The sequence below is a fragment of the Polymorphobacter sp. genome (genome assembly GCF_048007885.1).
In the GTDB taxonomy this organism is placed as follows: domain Bacteria; phylum Pseudomonadota; class Alphaproteobacteria; order Sphingomonadales; family Sphingomonadaceae; genus Sandarakinorhabdus.
The window spans coordinates 2214097-2232382 of record NZ_CP180346.1 but is presented as its reverse complement, the minus strand read 5'-3'; the positions used below and the strand labels follow the sequence as shown (position 1 = coordinate 2232382).

The 18286-nt window shown below is 67.8% G+C and carries 13 protein-coding genes and 1 pseudogene; 8 read left to right on the top strand and 6 right to left on the bottom strand.

The genetic code is table 11. The features are described from left to right. Positions 1-13 precede the first annotated feature (13 nt). From ACMVO5_RS10700 to ACMVO5_RS10675, 6 genes and pseudogenes are all read right to left on the bottom strand, one after another. Positions 14-670, bottom strand: a pseudogene (locus ACMVO5_RS10700) (NAD-dependent epimerase/dehydratase family protein); the annotation flags it as partial. Then, complete coding sequence (locus ACMVO5_RS10695) at positions 660-2504, bottom strand: AMP-dependent synthetase/ligase (RefSeq protein WP_416907496.1); 1845 nt, start codon at positions 2502-2504, stop codon at positions 660-662. The pseudogene ACMVO5_RS10700 and the gene ACMVO5_RS10695, both read right to left, overlap by 11 nt. Before the next feature lie 29 nt (positions 2505-2533). Then, the gene (locus ACMVO5_RS10690) at positions 2534-2683 is read right to left on the bottom strand and encodes a hypothetical protein (protein WP_416907495.1); all 150 of its coding nucleotides are present in this window, start codon (positions 2681-2683) and stop codon (positions 2534-2536) included. After that, positions 2643-4283 carry a gamma-glutamyltransferase family protein gene (locus ACMVO5_RS10685; protein ID WP_416907494.1) on the bottom strand — a complete coding sequence of 547 codons (1641 nt, stop codon included), beginning with the start codon at positions 4281-4283 and terminating at the stop codon, positions 2643-2645. Before ACMVO5_RS10685 ends, ACMVO5_RS10690 begins: the two co-directional genes overlap by 41 nt. A 352-nt stretch (positions 4284-4635) precedes the next feature. Continuing rightward, entirely contained in the window at positions 4636-5670 is a 1035-nt protein-coding gene (locus ACMVO5_RS10680) for a quinone-dependent dihydroorotate dehydrogenase (RefSeq protein WP_416907493.1), read from the bottom strand. Next, the gene (locus ACMVO5_RS10675; protein ID WP_416909357.1) at positions 5667-6665 is read right to left on the bottom strand and encodes a ligase-associated DNA damage response exonuclease; all 999 of its coding nucleotides are present in this window, start codon (positions 6663-6665) and stop codon (positions 5667-5669) included. Before ACMVO5_RS10675 ends, ACMVO5_RS10680 begins: the two co-directional genes overlap by 4 nt. Positions 6666-6728: 63 nt before the next feature. Between ACMVO5_RS10675 and ACMVO5_RS10670 the strand changes: the two genes are divergently transcribed. The 8 genes from ACMVO5_RS10670 (at position 6729) to ACMVO5_RS10635 (ending at position 18266) form a co-directional block, all read left to right on the top strand. Continuing rightward, entirely contained in the window at positions 6729-7157 is a 429-nt protein-coding gene (locus ACMVO5_RS10670) for a DUF3617 domain-containing protein (RefSeq protein WP_416907492.1), read from the top strand. Next, positions 7154-9565 carry a ligase-associated DNA damage response DEXH box helicase gene (locus ACMVO5_RS10665; protein ID WP_416909356.1) on the top strand — a complete coding sequence of 804 codons (2412 nt, stop codon included), beginning with the start codon at positions 7154-7156 and terminating at the stop codon, positions 9563-9565. The genes ACMVO5_RS10670 and ACMVO5_RS10665 overlap by 4 nt, the downstream gene beginning before the upstream one ends. Positions 9566-9593: 28 nt before the next feature. Continuing rightward, complete coding sequence (gene pdeM / locus ACMVO5_RS10660; protein WP_416907491.1) at positions 9594-10259, top strand: ligase-associated DNA damage response endonuclease PdeM; 666 nt, start codon at positions 9594-9596, stop codon at positions 10257-10259. A gap of 17 nt (positions 10260-10276) precedes the next feature. Next, the gene (locus tag ACMVO5_RS10655) at positions 10277-12001 is read left to right on the top strand and encodes an alpha/beta fold hydrolase (protein ID WP_416907490.1); all 1725 of its coding nucleotides are present in this window, start codon (positions 10277-10279) and stop codon (positions 11999-12001) included. Between the two features lie 86 nt (positions 12002-12087). After that, positions 12088-12633, top strand: a complete 546-nt coding sequence (locus ACMVO5_RS10650; protein ID WP_416907489.1) for a PEPxxWA-CTERM sorting domain-containing protein — start codon at positions 12088-12090, stop codon at positions 12631-12633. A gap of 79 nt (positions 12634-12712) precedes the next feature. Continuing rightward, on the top strand, positions 12713-14461 hold the full coding sequence (locus ACMVO5_RS10645) for a DUF748 domain-containing protein (RefSeq protein WP_416907488.1): 1749 nt from the start codon (positions 12713-12715) through the stop codon (positions 14459-14461). Positions 14462-14604: 143 nt separating this feature from the next. Further along, positions 14605-15768: a DUF748 domain-containing protein gene (locus tag ACMVO5_RS10640; RefSeq protein WP_416907487.1), complete on the top strand. Its 1164-nt coding sequence runs from the start codon at positions 14605-14607 to the stop codon at positions 15766-15768. A 665-nt stretch (positions 15769-16433) separates the two neighbouring features. Beyond that, a complete protein-coding gene (locus ACMVO5_RS10635; RefSeq protein ID WP_416907486.1) occupies positions 16434-18266 on the top strand; it encodes a P-loop NTPase fold protein in 1833 nt (610 codons plus the stop codon). Positions 18267-18286: the final 20 nt, after the last annotated feature.

The window sequence follows — 18286 nt, the reverse complement described above, 5'->3', positions numbered from 1 at the left end:
GCACATCAACGACAGCAAAGCCCAGCCGCGGCAGCCCCGGCAGCGCGCCAGAGAGCAGCTTCTGCACCACTTCAAGCGAGGGGGAAAAGTCCCGCGCCAGCAGCGGCCCCAGCACCAGCGACGGGTTGACCGTGCAAAATTCCAGCGCCCCGCCCTCGGCCGCCATCCAGTCGCGCGCCGCCCGCTCCGCGATGGTCTTCGATTTCACATAGGCATAGGCATCGCGCCCCGCCACATCGGTCCAGTCCGCCTCGGTAAACGCCCGGCCGTTCGAGGGCGGCCCGCCGTAACACACCGCCGCCACAGAACTCGTCATCACCACCCGCTTCGCGCCCGCATCGCGCGCCGCCCGCAGCGCCCGCAGCGCCCCTTCACGCGCCGGCCTGATCAGCGCATCCGGGTCCTTCGGCTCCCCGTTCGGCACCGGCGACGCCATGTGCAACACATGGTCCGCGCCCGCCGCCGCCTCGGCCCAGCCTGCGTCAGACAGCAGGTCCGCCGCCACCAGCTCGATGTCCGCCCCCACAGCGGCGCGCACCTCGTCCGCCCGGCCCAGGTCGCGCAGCGTGCCCCTCACCCGCCAGCCCGCCTCCACAAGCTGCCTGATGGCAAAGCCGGCGATATAGCCCGACGCCCCGGTAACCAGAACAAGGCCCCGATCAGCCCCCATAAAGCTTGTCCAGCTTCGGCCCGTAAACCTCTTTCAGCACATGCCGCCTGATCTTCATGCTCGGCGTCATCTGCTTGTTGTCAGTGCTGAACGGCTCCTCGGCCACGATCACCCGGCGCACCTTCTCCACCACGCTCATCCGCCCGTTCACCCGGTCCACCGCCGCCATCATCGCGCGCTGAAACTCCGGCTCATGCGCCAGCTTCTTCAGGTCGGCCGGCATCCCGTTGTCGCGCGCCCAGCCCAGCGCCCATTCCGCCTCCGGCACCACCACCCCCACCAGATAGGGCCGCCGGTCGCCATAAACCATCGCCTGCGCAATCTCGTCCTGCAGCGTCAGCATCCCCTCCACCCGCTGCGGCGCAACATTGTCGCCCTTGTCATTGACGATGATGTCCTTCTTCCGGTCAGTGATGACCAGATGCCCGTCCTTGTCGACATGGCCGATGTCGCCGGTCAGCAGCCAGCCGTCCTGCAACACCTTGTGGCTCTCGGCATCGTTCATCCAATAGCCGTCCATCACCAGTTCGCCGCGCACGCAAATCTCGCCGTCGGCGGCAATCTTCACCTCCACACCGGTCAGCGGCGGCCCCACCGTATGCATCTTGATCCGCGCCCGCGGCCGGTTGCAACTGATCACCGGCCCGGCTTCCGTCTGCCCATAGCCCTGCAAAATCGTGATCCCGATCGCCGAGAAAAACACCCCCACTTCCGGGTTCAGCGGCGCCCCGCCCGCCACCAGCCCCTTCAGCCGCCCGCCAAACTTCGCTTGAATCTTCTTCCGGATCGTCCGCTCCAAAATCGGATCCAAAAGCCGCTCGGCCAGGCTCAGCCCCTGCCCGCGCGCCTCCTTGCGGCCGATCTTCAGCGCCTGATTGAGCATGATCACCGCCGCCCCGCCCTGCTTCTCGATCTGCTTGGCAATGCGCATCCTGAGCACTTCAAACAGCCGCGGCACCACCACCATGAAGGTCGGCTGCGTCTCCTCGATGTTCGCCGCCAGCTTCTCCAGCCCCTCGGCATACCAGATCTCGCCGCCCATCCCGATCGGCATATATTGCCCCGCCGTATGCTCATAAGCATGGCTGAGCGGCAGAAACGACAGAAACCGCTCGCGGTAGGGGGTCGGGAAAAAGTCCTGCTCGATCACCGTGATCGCGCCAGCAATGTTGCGCATGATCGCGCCGTGATGCTGGCGCACCCCGCGCGGGGCGCCGCCGGTCCCGCTTGTATAAATGATGCACGCCAGGTCATGCCGCGCCATCGTCGCGCGCGCCCTCAGCGCCGCCACATCCCCGGCCAGCTGCCGCGTCCGCCCCGCCAGCAGCGCATCCCACTGAAACAGCTGCAATTCCCCCCCTTGCACCGGCTTCAGCGTGTCCATGCCCACCACCAGCCGGCAGTCCTTGCTCGCCGCCGCCGCCGGCAAGGCATTCGCCGCCAGCTTCGCGCCCGACACAATCACCGCCCGCGCGCCCGAATTGCCAATGATATGCGTATGGTCCGCCACCGTGTTGGTCGTATAGGCCGGCACCGTGATCGCCCCCGCCCCCATGATCGCCAGATCGGCCAGACACCATTCCGGCCGGTTCTCGCTCACCAGAACCACCCGGTCGCCCGCCTTCACCCCCATGTCCAGCAGCGCCGCCGCCATCGCCGCCACCCGCGCCCGCGCCGCGCCCCAGCTGATCGTCTGCCATTCGCCGTCAGCCTTGTAGCCCAGCATCGGCGCATCAGGCTGCTCATCCGCCCAATCGAGAAACAGCCGCACCAGATTGGGCGAGGCATCCACCCGCGCCGCAAAGCGTGCAGGGCCCAAAGGCGGCAGCTTCATCTCCAAGTCCCGGCTCCCCCCTTCTGCGCTCAATAGCCCAGCGACACACCTTCGCTGCGCGGGTCAGCCCCGCCGCGCCAGCCCGTCGCCGTGCGCTCCAGCCCGTTCGCCTTCAAGCCGAGCGGCGTCACCACCACATCATGCCCCAGCGCCTTCAAGGCCGGCACGATCGGCGCCATCCGCGCCCCCATCTCGCCGCCTTCGGCAAACACCCGGTCGCCGGCCACAAACACCAGCGGCAGCGCAATCGCATCCGCCACCGGCAGCTTCCAGTCGAGCACGCCGATGATCGCCTTGGCCACCTGCGCCGGAATTCGTCCGTCCGCCCGCCGCCCCCACCGACAGCACAACCCGCCCGTCCGCATCATAAACAATCGTCGGGGACATCGACGAGCGCGGCCGCTTGCCGCCCTGCACCCGGTTCGCCACCGGCTTGCCGTCCTCCTCCGGCTCGAAGCTGAAATCGGTCAGCTCATTGTTCAAGACCATCCCGCGCGCCACCAGCGAGCTGCCAAAGCCGCCCTCCACCGTCGAGGTCCAGGCCGCCACATTGCCCATCTCGTCCACGGCGGCAAAATGCGTCGTCGAAGGCACCTCGCCGCCCGGCGCATGGGTATAGGCCAGCGCACCCGCCGGCTGCCCCGCCGGGGCCGTCGCCATCCGCGCATCCGCCCTGATCAGCTTGCCGCGCGCCGTCATGTAAGCCGGGTCCATCAGCCCCGCCAAAGGCACCGCCACCACATCACTGTCCGCCCCGTAAGTGCCCCAATCGGCATAAGCCAGCCGCGAGCTCTCGGCAAAAAGATGCCAGCTCACCGGGCTGTCCGGCCCCAGCGCCGTCAGGTCAAAGCCCTCCAGCTGCTTCAAAATCGTCGACACGGTAAACCCACCCGCCGAAGGCGGCCCCATCGAACACACCCGCCACACCCGGTAGCCCACACACACCGGCGGCCGCGCCTTCGCCTCATAACCCGCCAGATCGGCCATGGTCATCGGCGACGGGTTCATCGGCGCGCTCTGCACCCGCTTCACAATGTCCTCGGCAATCGGCCCGGTATAAAAGGCCTGCGGCCCGGCCTTGGCAATCGCCTCCAGCGTCTGCGCCAGCGGCTCATTCACAATCCGCGTCCCCACCGGCTTCGCCTTGCCGTCCGCGCCCAGATACAGCGCCTTCGCCTCCGGCGTCAGCGCCAGCGTGTCCGCCCGCGCCGCAATCGACCGCTCAAGCCGCGGCGTCACCACATAGCCACCCCGCGCCAGCGCAATCGCCGGCTCAAACACCTTCGCCCAGGGAAGCGCCCCATGCTTGCCATGCGCCAGCGCCACCATCGCGACATTGCCCGGCACCCCCACCGACTTGCCGCCCGGCACGGCGACCGAGCGCGACAGCGCCTTGCCAGCCCCGTCCAGAAACCAGTCCTCGCCCGCCGCCATCGGCGCCTTCTCGCGCCCGTCAAACGTCTCCGGCGCCGCCGCCCCGTCGCGGTGCAACACCAGAAACCCGCCGCCGCCAATCCCCGAAGACTGCGGCTCCACCACCGTCAGCGCCAGCATCATCGCAGCCGCCGCATCCATCGCATTGCCACCCGCCCTGAGCATCGCCAGCCCAGCCGCCGCCGCCCGCTCATCCGCGGCCGTCGTCGCCGCCCGCCAGGCCCCCTCGGCAGCAGGTGCCGCAACAGTCTGGGCAACGGGCGCCGCCGCCATCCCCGGCGGCTCCGCCGTGGCCGCACAAGCCCCCAACAAGAGAACAGGAAACAGGCGATACATCTTGCTCATCCCCAAACCATAGCCGCCCCCCCGCAGCCTTGCCAGTCCCCCAATCGTGCAGGGTCGCACGACTGGAGAAAGCCTCCGGCGGGCGAGAAGGGCCTTCGGCGGCTGGGGCCTCAGGCCCCAGACCCCATCAGCGGAGCCGCCCAGAAAATATCCGTCGCCCCGGGCTTGACCCGGGGCCTAAGCGACTCCGTTCCCGCAAAGCCCAGCGCCGCAGGCTATCAAAGCGCTTCGCGCCAGCGCTCCCCTCCGAAACCTTGTCCCACCCCAACAAATGGGGTCTGGGGCCTGAGGCCCCAGCCGCCGGAGGCCCTTCTCCAGCCGCCGGAGGCCCTTCTCCCCCCGCCCGACGCCCTCAGCGCCGCGACCCCACCGCCGCGCCCACGCTCGCAAAGCCCGCCGCGCGCAGGGCCGCTGCCAGTTCCACCTTGATCCGCTGCACCAGCCCTGGCCCTTCATAGACGAGGGCCGAGTAGAGCTGCACGGCGCTCGCCCCGGCCTGGATGCGTGCCAGTGCGTCGGCGCCGGAGCTGATGCCCCCGGCGGCGATCAGCGGCAGTGCGCCTCCGGTGGCGGCGGCGAAGCCCTTGAGCGCGGCCATGGCCAGCGGCGCCAGCGGCGCGCCTGAGAGGCCGCCGGCCTCGCCGCGCAGGTCCGAGGTCAGGCCGTCGCGTGAGAGGGTGGTGTTGGAGACGATCAGCCCGTCCACCCTGCCGTCGATGGCGGCGCGCGCGATGGTGTCGAAGTCGCCCGGCGCAAGGTCGGGTGCCACCTTCACGAACAGCGGCCCGCAGCCGGCCGGGCGTGCGGCTTGCACCCGGGCGATCAGGTCGGCAAGGGCGGCTTCGTCCTGCAGCGCGCGCAGCCCCGGCGTATTGGGCGAGGAGATGTTGACCGTCACATAGTCCGCCAGCGCGCCCAGCCGGCCGATGCCGGTCGCATAATCGGCCGTGCGGTCCTCGCTGTCCTTGTTCGCGCCGAGATTGATCCCCACCACGCCGCGCCGTTCTCGCCCCGCCAGCCGGGCAGCGGCCGCGTCCATGCCCTCATTGTTGAACCCCATGCGGTTGATCACCGCCCGGTCCTCGCGCAGCCGAAACAGCCGCGGCTTGGGGTTGCCCGGCTGCGGCCGCGGCGTCACCGAGCCACACTCGACAAAGCCGAAGCCCAGCGCCAGCATCGCATCGGCCACTTCGGCATTCTTGTCGAAGCCGGCGGCCTGCCCCACCGGGTTGGGCAGGTCCAGCCCCGCCAGCGAGGTCCGCAAAATGGGATCGTCCGCCCCGGTCGGCTTCGGCCAGAGCGGCAGCGCCTTCAGCGTCAGCCCATGCGCCGCCTCGGGGTCAAGCGCAAAGACCAGCGGCCGCAGCGCCGCATAAAGCCCGCTCATTCGCCTATCTCCTCTTCATCCCGCCCCACCATCGCCAGCGCGCGCGCCCGCTGTTGCCGCAAGCCACACCAATGCACCAGCGCCTCCTCGCGGCCATGCGTCACCCAGAGCGCGCCGGGCCGTACCTCGGCGATGGTCGCCGTCAGCTCGTCCCAGTCGGCATGGTCGGAGATGATCAGCGGCAGCTCGACGCCGCGCTGCTTGGCCCGTTGCCGCACCCGCATCCAGCCCGAGGCCATGGCGGTGATCGGCTCGGGCAGCCGCCGGCTCCAGCGGTCGGCGAGTGCCGAGGGCGGCGCAATGATGATCGCCCCCTTCAGCGCCTCGCCCTTCAGCGTGCCGACGGGCCGCACATCCCCCAGCGCCACCCCCAGCGCCTCATATAGCTCGAACAGCCGCACCATCGCCCCGTGCAGATACACCGGTGCATCAAACCCCGCCTGTCTCAGCTCGGCCACCAGCCGCTGCGCCTTGCCCAGCGCATAGGCCCCCACCAGCACACAGCGGTCCGGGTTCGCCGCCCGCGCCGCCAGCAGCTTGGCCACCTCCGCGCGCACCGGCGGATGGCGAAACACCGGCAGGCCGAAGGTCGCCTCGCTCACAAACACATCACAGCTCACCGGCTCGAACGGCGCACAGGTCGGGTCGGGGCCGCGCTTGTAATCCCCGCTCACCACCACCCGCTCACCGCGATATTCCAACACCACCTGCGCCGAGCCCAGCACATGGCCCGCCGGCACCAGCCGCACATCCACCTCGCCCACCCGCACCGTCTCATGCGGCTTGGCCGCCTGCCCGCCCGGCTGCGGCCCATAGCGCGCCGCCATGATCGCCAGCGTCTCGGCCGTCGCCAGCACGCGCGCGTGCCCGCCGCGCGCATGATCCGCATGGCCATGCGTCACCAGCGCCCGGTCCACCGCGCGCCCCGGGTCCACCCAGGCGCCGGCGGGCGGCACAAAAATCCCGTGGCTGTGCGGCTCGATCCAACTCACCATCATCGTTCCTTGCCGCATCAGGCCCGGCCCGGCTAGAGTGCATCAAGCCTCAGGAGACCCGCCATGCGCGCCCTCATCCTCATCGCCCTCTTCGTCCCCGCAGCGGCCAGCGCCGCCCCCAAAGTCACCCCCGGCCAATGGCAAAGCACCACCATCATCGACAGCGTCACCATGCCCGGCCTGCCCCCCGAAGCGCTGGCCATGATGAAGGGCCGCCCCACCACCGTCACCTATTGCCTGACGCCTGAAGAAGCCGAGGCCGACCCCAAGAAGATGCTCGCCGCCGACAAGAGCTGCAAGGTCGACCGCTTCGACATCACCGACACCACCATCGACGCCGCCTTCACCTGCAAGACCGACCAGGGCCCCGCCACCATGACCATGAAGGGCACTCACAACGGCACCAGCTACGCCATGACCAACACCATGAATTCCGGCCCCATGACCATGGCCAGCCACGCCACCGGCAAATATCTCGGACCCTGCAAATAACCCCACTCCCCCCCGCCCTCGAAAGCTGGTTCACCCGCCGCGGCTGGGCCCCGCGTGCCCATCAACTCGCCATGGTCGAAGCCGCCGCCGCCGGCCACCACGCCCTGCTCATCGCCCCCACAGGCGCCGGCAAGACGCTGGCCGGCTTCCTCCCCAGCCTCGCCGCCCTCACCGCGCGCCCGCGCGAAGGCCTGCACACCCTCTATGTCAGCCCCTTGAAGGCGCTCGCCGCCGACATCGCCCGCAACCTCGCCGCCCCCATTGCCGAAGCCAGTCTCCCCATCAGCGTCGAAACCCGCACCGGCGACACAAGTTCCGATAAAAAGGCCCGCCAGCGCGCCGCCCCGCCCAACATCCTGCTGACCACCCCCGAAAGCCTCGCGCTCCTCCTCTCCTACCCGCAAGCCGACACCCTATTCGCCGGCCTCGAAAGCCTGATCATCGACGAGATCCACGCCTTCGCCCCTTCAAAGCGCGGCGACCAGCTGGCGCTCGCCATGGCCCGCCTGCAAGCGCTCGCCCCCCGCCTGCGCCGCACCGGCCTCAGCGCCACCATCCCCGATCCCATGCCCTTCCAGAGCTGGCTCGCCCCCGACACCGACCCCGAATCCGTCCGCCTCATCACCTGCGCCGAAGGTGCGGCCCCCGACATCGAGATCCTCGTCCCCGAAGGCCGCATCCCCTGGTCCGGCCACAATGGCCGCTGGGCCGCCGCCGCCGTCATGCGCCGCATCGAGCAGGCAAGGCTGGCCATCGTCTTCGTCAACACCCGCGCCATCGCCGAACTCGTCTTCCGCGATCTCTGGGCCGAAAACGAGTCCGCGCTCCCCATCGGTATCCACCACGGCAGCCTCGCCCCCGAAGCCCGGCGCAAGGTCGAAGCCGCCATGGCCGAAGGCCGCTTGCGCGCCATCGTCGCCACCGCCAGCCTCGATCTCGGCATCGACTGGGGCAATGTCGATCTCGTCATCCAGATGGGCGCCCCCAAAGGCGCCTCGCGCCTGCTCCAGCGAACGGGCCGCGCCAACCACCGCCTCGACGAACCCAGCCGCGCCCTCATCGTGCCCGGCAACCGCTTCGAATATCTCGAGGCATTGGCCGCCCAAGACGCTGTCAAAGCCCATGATCTCGACGCCGAGCCCTTCCGCCCCGGCAGCCTCGATGTGCTCGCCCAGGCCATCTTCGCCCGCGCCTGCGCCGGCCCCTTCTGTCCGCACGTGCTCTTCGCCGAAGTCCGCTCCGCCGCCCCCTATGCGGGCCTCAAGCGCGCCGAGTTCGATGCCGCCCTCGATGTCATCGCCACCGGCGGCTATGCGCTCAGAGCCTATGACCGTTACCGCCGCCTCACCCCGCTTCCAGACGGCCACTACCGCCTCACCCACCCCCGCCTCGCCGCGCTTCACCGCCTCAACGCCGGCACCATCGTCGAAGCCGTCACCATGTCGGTCCGCTTCGGCCGAAGAGGCCGCAGCCTAGGTCAGGTCGAGGAATGGTTCGGCGCCCAGCTGCGCATCTCAGACACCTTCATGTTCGCCGGCCAGACCCTCGAAGTCACCGGCTTCGACGGCGCCGACATTCTCGTGAAAATGGGCCGCGGCACCCCGTCCGTCCCCACCTATGTCGGCGGCCGCATGCCGCTCAGCACCAACCTCGCCCGCCGCGTCCGCGCGCTCCTCAACAGCCCCGAACGCTGGCCCGAAATGCCACCCGACGTCGCCGAATGGCTCGAAATCCAGCGCCTGCGCAGCGTGCTCCCGGCGCCTGCCGGCCTGCTCATCGAAACCTTCCCCCAAAACGGCCGCTGGTTCATGGTCGCCTATGGCTTCGCCGGCCGCCCCGCCCACCAGACGCTGGGCATGCTGCTCACCGCCCGCATGGAAAAGGCCGGCCTCCAGCCCATGGGCTTCGTCGCCTCCGATTACATGGTCGCCACCTGGTCGCTCATCGAACCCACCGACCTCGCCCCCCTGTTCAGCCCGGAAATCCTCGAAGACGAGCTCGCCGAATGGGTCGCCGCCTCCCCCTTCCTGCGCCGCGCCTTCCGCGAAACCGCCATCATCGGCGGCCTCATCGAGCGCAGCCAGCCGGGCAACCAAAAAACAGGCAAACAGCTCAGCGTCTCCTCCGATCTCATCTACGAGGTGCTCCGCCGCCACCAGCCCGACCATCTCCTCCTCACCGCCGCCTGGAACGACGCCCGCGCCAAACTCACCGACCTCGACCGCCTCGCCGCCATGCTGGAGGCCGCCCAGACCAGCCTCACCCACCGCCGCCTGCCCCGCGTCAGCCCCTTGGCCGTCCCCGTCCTGCTCGAAGCCGGCCGCGAATCCGTCCCCGGCCAAAGTGCCGACACCGCGCTGCTCCTCGAAGCCGAAGCCCTCACCCGCGATGCCATGCGTCTCGACTAGCGCGCCCGGCCATGGCACATCCGCGGCCATGCTCCTCTTCGCCGGCGAAACCCTCGTCCCGCTCTCCTGCGGCGCCCTCTACTGGCCAGCCCGAGCCACGCTGTTCGCCGCCGACCTCCACCTCGAAAAGGCCAGCCACTTCGCCCGCCGCGGCTGGCCGCTCCCCCCCTATGACAGCGAAGCGACGCTCACCCGCCTGCACCAGACGCTCCTCGAAACCCGCGCCACCACCCTGATCGCGCTCGGCGACAGCTTTCACGACGCCCACGGCCCGTCCCGCCTCCCCGCCCCGGCCCGCGCCAAGCTGGCTGCCATCGCCGCCCACGCCCAGATCCTCTGGATCACCGGCAACCATGATGACGATACCGCCGCCCAGCTTCACGGCACCGCCCATGAAAGCCTCACGCTGGGCCCGCTCACACTCCGCCACGAGGCGGACCCCCAAGACCCCGCGCCCGAGCTCTCCGGCCATTTCCACCCCAAGGTCACCATCCGCCACAAGGGCCGCAGCGTCCGCCGCCGCTGCTTCGCGCTCAGCCCCACCAAGCTCATCCTCCCCGCCTATGGCAGCCTCGCCGGCGGCCTCGATCTCACCGACCCCGCCTTCGCCGCCGCAGCGCCGGGCGCGCTCACCGCCCTCATCCCCGAAGCCGGCCAGCTGCTCCGCTTCCCCGTCGCCCAGCTGGCCGCCTGATCCGCCCCTCGCCCGTCATGCCGTCCCCCATCGCCGCCAATCCCGTCGTCCCCCGCTTCGGCGTCGCCGTCGCCGCCCTTGGTCAAAGCGGCATCGTCGCCGCCAATCCGCTCTGGCGCAGCCTCGGCGCGCTGCTCCAGCCACCACCGCTCCGGCCAGCCCGCACCGTCTGCTACCAGCCCCTGCACTTCGCCCATCACCGCCTGCCCGTCTGGGCCGCGCTCGCCCGCCCCGAGGAAAGCCGCCACTGGCCGCAGATCGACCAGCTCAGCCCCGCCACACCCGCCCGCCTCCATGCGCTCGCCTTCATCCCCAGCCGCGCCCCCGAATTCACCCGCCGCGCCGCGCACAGCTTCCGCCTCGCCGATACGGAGCGTGACACGCTCGAACAGCTGCTCATCTCCCACGACATCGCCGAGCTCGGCCACCGCCTCGGCGTCACCCGCGCCGGCGCCCGCAAGCGCGCCGAAGCGCTCTACCGGACCATCGGCACCACCAGCATCGCCGGCCTCATCGCCACCATCAGCCAGCTCTTCACCGATGAGTTCATCTCCGATCACCAGCAGGAGCCCGCACTTCAGGCCGTGCTCGGCCTCTCGCCTGCCCAGGCCAGCGTCGCCCGCCTCATCGCCGCCGGTCACAGCCTGCCCCTTGTCGCCAGTCGCTTGCGCCTCTCCCCCCACACGGTGCGCGATCACGCCCGCATGGCCCGCGAAAAGGCCGAGGTCAGTCGCCTCAAGGATTTCGCCCAGGTCGCCACCGAAGCCGCCGCCGTCCACAGCATCGTCACCGGCGCCGACGGCCTCCATCATGACCGGTTCGGCCTGCTCGACGCCACCCTCATCCTCCACCGCGAAGGCCGTCAGATCGCCCTGGCAGACTTCGGGCCAGATCACGGCCGCCCGCTGCTCGTCTGCCACGGCGGCATGGCCACCCGCGGCCTCGGCCTCCATCTGCGCCGCGCCCTGCAGGCCCAAGGCTTCCGCCCCATCGGCATCGACCGTCCCGGCTTCGGCCTCACCGATCCTTCGTCAAGCGCCCCCCAATTCGCCGCCGCCGCCGATGACATGGCCTTCGCCCTCGACACGCTAAATCTCCCGCAAGCCGCCCTGCTCTCGCTCGACACCGGCGCCGCCACCGCGCTTGCCTTCTGGCAAAGCCACGGTGAGCGCATGACCATCGGCGCGCTCATGTCCCCGCGCCCGCCCGCCCGCCCGCGCAGCGGCACCCGCCTCGCAGATCGCTTCGCCCGTGCCGCCATGCAGCGCCCCGACGTCATCAACAGCCTCTGGAAACAGCTGCGCACGCGCGCCGGCGCCGCCATGGCGCTCTGGCTCGCCGAGCGGCTCTTCGCCAGCCACCCGCTCGATGCCGCCCTGCTCGCAGACCCGGACTTCCGCGCCGGCCTCGCCGCCGAACTGCTCACCTGCGGCGCCCGCTCGGGCCAGGGCATCAGCGCCGAACTCGCCGCCTATCAGCACTGGCAGCCCGCCCCCGGCCCGCCGCGCGCCTGGACCATCATCCTCGCCGAACAGGACCCGCTCTGGGCGCCCTCGCTCACCGACCCTGCCGCCCGCGCCGCTTGGCACGTCCTCGGCCAGCCCGACTGGCATGTCCTCAAGGGCGCCGGCCGCTTCGCCATCACCAGCCACGCCGAGGCCATCGCCGCCGTCCTCGCCGCGAAATGCGAAAGGCCCCGCACAGAAACACAGGTTTCGCCAAATAAATCCGCCGCCCAGTAGCCAAAAGGGGGATGCTTCCCGCAAGCCGTTCCGCCTAATGAACGTTAACATTCCGTAGCTCACGCGTTCAGGGGGTTCAAAACATCATGCGTCTCGCACTCGCGCTCGTGCCGCTGGCCCTCGTCGCGGCCCTGCCCGCCAAGGCCACCACTACAATCGAAAACTGGACCTTCCAGGCCAGCACGCCGACCGGCCCCATCACCAGCCACAGCGGCAGCTTCTCCTTCTCCTACGATCAGGACGAGCCGTTCAATCCAACCCTGATCTCGGTCGATTCCCGCATCGGCGACCTCATCTTCGACGCCTCCAACACCGGCATCGAACCCTTTGAGGATTCCTTCGCCATCGGCGGCATCTCGCGGGGCATCCGGCCGCTGCGCCTTCCCCTCAACGGCCCGACCGCCGACTGGCTCTTCTACGTCATCCCGACCGAGACCTATTTCGGCTATGTCGTCTCAACCTCGACCTTCGTCTTTCCCGACCGTGCCGTCCGCTTCACCCGCGAAATCCTCACCGCCCCCGTCGGCAACCCCGTCCCCGAGCCCGCAACCTGGGCCATGCTGATCGCCGGCTTCGGCCTCATTGGCGCCGCCCAGCGCAAGCGCAGAGCGCGCCAGCCCGCCACCAGCTGAGCGCAGCCCGCCACCAAAGTCTTGCCCAAGGCGCGCGCCCGCTCCATTCTCGCCACAGGGAACAGGGGAGTCGCCAAAGTTGCGCGCCGTAGCAAAGCCAGCCGCCATCGCCGCCAGCGTCCTTGCGCTGCTGCTCATCGCCGCCACCCTCAGCGTCCCCCGCCTCGTCCGCTCATCGGCGCAGAGCTGGGTCGCTGAAAACCTCCCCGGCAAGGCGCTGGTCCTCGCCGACGCCCGCTTCAACCCCCTCACCCTCACCCTCACCCTGGGCGGCCTCGCCATCGGCGACACGGCCGCCCCGCCCATGGTCGCCGTCAAACAGCTGGTCCTCAACGCCAGCCTCGCCAGCCTCTTCACCCTCACCCCCCGCTTCGACGCCATCACCGTCACAGAGCCCAGCATCGACGCCGTGCTCCGCCCAGACGGCAGCCTCAACCTCGTCGAGCTCGTCCCCCCCGATGACGGTGAACCCCTGCCAGAAGTCCACATCACCAGCCTCAGCCTCACCGACGGCGCGCTCACCCTCACCGACCGGCGCACCGACACCCCGCACAGCGCCCGCCTCACCCCCATCACCTTTACCCTCAACGAATTCAGCACCGCGCCCGGCGATGAAGGCGGCTTCCGCCTCGCCGGCCAGAGCGAGGCCGGCGAAGCCTTCACCTTCGAAGGCGCGCTCGCCGCCGCCCCGCTCGCCTCATCGGGCGCCCTCACCCTCACCAACATCCGCCTCGAAACGCTGGCCCGCTTCGCCGCCGACGCGCTGCCGCTCAGCGCCGCCAGCGGCACCCTCAGTCTCGCCGGCGATTACAGCGTCGCCGTCCCCACCGACGCCGAAAAGCCGCTCGAGCTCGGCGCCCATCTCGCCAGCCTCGCGCTGGCCGATGTCACCCTCGCCACCGCGCAAGGCGACAGCCTCGCCCTCAAATCCGCCCGCCTCGGCGACACGCGCTTCAGCAGCGCGGAAGACAGCCTCACCATCGGCCCCCTCAGCCTCGAAGCCCTCGACGCCAGCCTCGCCAGCGGCGAACACCTCACCCTCGAAACCCTCGCGCTGGCCAGCAACCGCCTCACCCCCAGCACCAACGCCCTTGAGGCCGGCGCGCTCACCCTCACCGCACTCCAAGTCTCGGGCGGCAAAAACCCCCCCCTCCGCCTCGCCAGCCTCGCGCTCGCCCCCAGCCGCATCGACACCCCCACCCAAAGCGTCAGCCTCGGCGCCCTAAGCCTCGCCGGCCTCAGCGCCAGCCCCCGCCTCAGCCGCACCTACGCCCCCAGCCTCCCCGGCCTCTGGCCCCGCCGCAGCACAGCCGAAACCCCCGACACGCCGGCCTGGTCCGTCAGCCTCGAAAGCCTCTCCGCCACCGAAACCGACCTCACCCTCCTCCACCCCGCCGCCCGCACCCGCATCACCGGCGCCCTCAGCCTCGGCGCGCTCACCTCCAGCCTCGATACCGAAACCCCCATAGAAGCCGACCTGCTCATTGGCCGCGCGCCGCTCAAGCTCAGCGGCACCGTCACCCCCGCCACCAGCAGCGCCGCGCTCAGCCTCACGCTGGCCAATCTCGATCTCGCAGCGCTGGCCCCCATGGCCCCGCCCATGCCCGTCGTCCTCAAGCAAGGCCGCCTCAGCCTCGACGGCCAGCTGGCGCTGCGCAACACCGTGCCCCGCTTCACCGGCGGCCTCACCCTCGCCAGCCTCGACATCAAACAGCCCCTCCCCCCGCAGATGAAGGCCCCCAACCGCCCGCCGACCTCGCCAGCCTCAAACAGCTCCGCGCCCAGGGCATCACCGCCACCCCCAGCCGCATCGACATCAAGCGCCTGACCCTCAATACCCTCAACGCCAACGCCCAGCTCGGCCCCGACAACAAATTCAACCTCATCGCCCTCACCGGCGCCGCCGAACCCGCCCCCGAACCAGACACCGCCCCCAAACCCAAGCCCGCCCCCAAACCCACCCCAAGCACCATGCCCGACGTCCATATCGACACCCTCGCCGTCACAGGCAGCAGCGTCGGCTTCCGAGATCTCGCCATCACCCCCAATTTCGCCGTCCGCATCGAAGCGCTCGAAGGCACCGTCACCAACGTCGACAGCCGCCCCGGCCGCATCGCCAGCGTCGATCTCAAGGGCCATGTCGTCGACCGCTTCTCCCCCGTCACCGTCAGCGGCACCGGCAACCCCTTCAACTATGCCGACGCCACCGACATCACCGCCAAATTCGCCAACATCGAACTCCCCGTCTTCAACCCCTATTCCGGCCGCTTCGCCGGTTACAGCATCGCCCGCGGCAAGCTCGAAACCACCCTCCACTATAAGATCAACAACCGCGCCCTCGAAGCCGATCACCAGGTCGTCATCGACCAGCTCACCTGGGGCGACGCCACCGACAGCAAGGACAAGGTCAGCCTGCCCATCCGCCTCGCCACCTCGCTGCTCAAAGACCGCAACGGCCTCATCACCCTCGATCTCCCCGTCGCCGGCACCGTCGATGATCCCACCTTCCGCATCTGGCCCGTCGTCTGGAAAATCGTCGGCAACGTCATGACCAAGCTCATCACCGCCCCCTTCGCCGCACTCGGCAGCCTGTTCGGCGGCGGCTCGGCCGAAAAAGCCCAGTTCATCGCCTTCGAGGCCGGCCAGTCCCAAATCGCCCCCGAAAACGCCGAGGCGCTGGCAACGCTGGCCAAAGCCCTAGCCGACAAACCCGTCCTGAATCTCGATCTCCCCGCCGGCCCCGCCATCCGTGAAGACGCCGCAGCCCTCGCCGAAGCCGCCCTCCACAAAGCCGCCGCTACGCTGGCCAAAGCCGAAACCTACGAAAGCCTCAGCGAAGACAAACGCCACGACACCCTCAAAAAACTCTACAAAGCCAAACGCGGCACCAGCCCCGATTTCCCCGAAGACATAAAAGAAAAACCCGCCCGCATCGCCTGGATGGAAACCCAGCTCGCCGAAACCTACACCCCCACAGACCTGACCCTCGCCACCCTCGGCCAAGCCCGCGCCAACGCCGTCAAGGCAGTCCTCCTAGCCGACAACACCCTCGACCCCGCCCGCATCTTCCTAAACACCCAAACCGCCGTCACCTTGCAGGACAACCGCCCCACCATGGAACTCAAGATCAAGTAGCCTTGCCGCAGAAGGGCCTCCGGCGGGCAGGGGACTCGTCCCCTGCACCCCATCCGTTATTAGGTCGCCGAACCTCCCAAGCCATCGCTCCGGTCACCGCCACCCACCCAAACACCCCCCGTCGCCCCACACTCGCCCACCCCGTCGCCCCGGGCCCGCCTACCCCGTCGCCCCGGGCTCGACCCGGGGCCTAAGCACCGCCCACGCCGCAATCCTGCGACGACGGGTTTCTACCAGTTCCGGTCGTTAAGACTGGCCAACGCGAACGTCGACTCCAGACAATAGCAGTCACTCGGGTCACAACAGTCCGCACGGCTGGACCCGCCGACATAGCGGACGCAAGATCGACGATTGGGAGTGCCCGAAAGCTGCCGCGCGGTCATCAAATGCAACTGAGCCACTTTAAGTGAGAATAATGATCCTCAATACATGTTCTTTAGCTTGCAGAATTATTTATGTTCACTTATGTTTTGTAGCATGATTAACTTCATTGATCGTGTCCGCGCTGCAATGGTGAAACGCCGCGAGAGAACAGAGGTGAAGCAGGCTAGTGATCGATCAGTGGAACGCGCGTACAATTGAATTGGCTACGCAAAATCCGGCTCTTCAAGGCGGTTAGGAATGGTCATCCGATGAATCAAACCCCTCCTATGCCCCCCTCGGCGGTGACGACGCCTGAAGCGGATGATCCCAACCGCCATATTCGAGAATATCTACGCTACTACCTTAGGCTTACGAGCCCGCCAGGCTACGCGGTGATGATCCGCGGGCCATGGGGTATCGGCAAGACGTTCCTGATCCGTCAAATCCTCGCCGACCTATTCGATGACGAGAAAGAATATATCTACGTCAGCCTCTACGGCGTTGATGCCCCCTCTGAAATTGACACGGCCATCTTTGCCGCAACCCATCCCATTCTGGGGTCGAAGACTGCAAAAGTTGTTGGACGGGCACTGAACGCAGGCCTGAAATTCCAGGGGATTGAAAACCCGATAACGCTCCAGGATTTCGAACGCAGGACCACCGGTGCGATCTACGTCTTTGACGACATCGAGCGCTCGTCGATGTCGTCTGACGCCATCTTCGGTTACATCAATCAGTTCGTGGAGCACTCAGGGTGCCGAGTTGTCCTGGTCGCCAACGAAGCAGAACTAGAGAACTCCGACGGCTATCGCCGCAAGCGGGAAAAGCTGGTCGGGCAGACCCTGGAAGCCAAGTCTGCGGTACGGGGCGCGCTTGCTGCATTTCTCGCCGACGTGGCAAATGATGAGGCGCGCGATCACCTTAAATCGGTCGAGAACCATATCGTCGAACTTTACGAACAGGGCGAGGTCAATAACCTACGGGTTCTCAAGCAGACGCTTTGGGGCTTCGAACGACTCTATCAGGCTATAGAGCACCACCATCGACAACACGCCAGAGCAATGCTGCATATCCTGCACCTGCTCTTCGCGCTCTCGTTTGAGATCAAGCTTGGACGGTTGGATGCCGCGCAGATCAGAGGTCGCAAAGATCACTGGATCGCGGCGATGGTGGACCGCAACAACGACGCCCCGATAAAGTCTTCCTTTGATCGCTACAAAGGCGTCGACTTGAGCGACACGACTTTGTCAGACGAGCTTCTGATCGAGCTGCTGGTCAATGGTGTCATCGACGAGTCGCTAATCAAGCGCGACCTGGATGCCAGTTCCTGGTTCTATGAGCCGGCTGACGAGCCATCCTGGCGCACGATATGGCACCGGTTCGAACGAGATGACGGCGCAGTCGTAGAAGCCATCGGTACGCTGCAACGTGAACTGGCCAATTTCCAGTATCGCGAACCCGGCGAAATCCTGCACATCTTCGGCATGATGCTGATTATGACCGAGATCAATCTTCTCGAAGGTGACCGCGAAAGCGTCATCGAAAGCGCAAGGACCTATATCGTGGCCTTGCGAGAACGGGGTGAATTGCCACCCCTTAACCCAAACTCGTTTATGGAACGCATAAGGAACGGTTCGTGGGGAGGTCTCGGTTTTGCTGATGCTGGATCGCACCACTTCGGGCAAATCTACGATTTCCTCGATGAGCAGCGGCAGCTAGCGCGGATCGAGCGACTACCCGCACTCGCAGAGCGCCTGATGAGCGAGCTAGGCGAAGATCCAGACCTGTTTTGCCGACGCCTCGTTGGGCATGGCGGAGAAGGATCGGACTTGATCGAAGGGCCGGTTCTAAGCGAGATCAAGCCTGCCGATTTTCTTGCGGCTGTCCTGCAGCAACCAGCGCAGGTCGAATGTCAGGTATTTCAGTGCCTCGCCTCTCGATACAAGCACCGCGCATTCGTCCGCGGGCTTGAGAACGAGTTGCTTTGGGCGAAATCCCTTCGTGACGCGATGTTGAAGCTTGCCGAAGGTTCGGACCCGGTGCGCCGGAACAAGCTCACCATTTTTGCTGAGTGGTTCGGCCAACATATTCCAGATGACAGCGCGGAAGCTGACGGGGCCTCAGGCTTTCCATGAGTCGTTCTGGGCAGCCTGAC

Excerpts from the sequence above, each read along its gene's own strand:
- ACMVO5_RS10695 (WP_416907496.1), bottom strand. The coding sequence starts at position 2,504 with ATGAAGCTGCCGCCTTTGGGCCCTGCACGCTTTGCGGCGCGGGTGGAT.
- ACMVO5_RS10690 (WP_416907495.1), bottom strand. The coding sequence starts at position 2,683 with ATGGCGCCGATCGTGCCGGCCTTGAAGGCGCTGGGGCATGATGTGGTG.
- ACMVO5_RS10685 (WP_416907494.1), bottom strand. The coding sequence starts at position 4,283 with ATGAGCAAGATGTATCGCCTGTTTCCTGTTCTCTTGTTGGGGGCTTGT.
- ACMVO5_RS10680 (WP_416907493.1), bottom strand. The coding sequence starts at position 5,670 with ATGAGCGGGCTTTATGCGGCGCTGCGGCCGCTGGTCTTTGCGCTTGAC.
- ACMVO5_RS10675 (WP_416909357.1), bottom strand. The coding sequence starts at position 6,665 with ATGGTGAGTTGGATCGAGCCGCACAGCCACGGGATTTTTGTGCCGCCC.
- ACMVO5_RS10670 (WP_416907492.1), top strand. The coding sequence starts at position 6,729 with ATGCGCGCCCTCATCCTCATCGCCCTCTTCGTCCCCGCAGCGGCCAGC.
- pdeM (WP_416907491.1), top strand. The coding sequence starts at position 9,594 with ATGCTCCTCTTCGCCGGCGAAACCCTCGTCCCGCTCTCCTGCGGCGCC.
- ACMVO5_RS10655 (WP_416907490.1), top strand. The coding sequence starts at position 10,277 with ATGCCGTCCCCCATCGCCGCCAATCCCGTCGTCCCCCGCTTCGGCGTC.
- ACMVO5_RS10650 (WP_416907489.1), top strand. The coding sequence starts at position 12,088 with ATGCGTCTCGCACTCGCGCTCGTGCCGCTGGCCCTCGTCGCGGCCCTG.
- ACMVO5_RS10640 (WP_416907487.1), top strand. The coding sequence starts at position 14,605 with ATGCCCGACGTCCATATCGACACCCTCGCCGTCACAGGCAGCAGCGTC.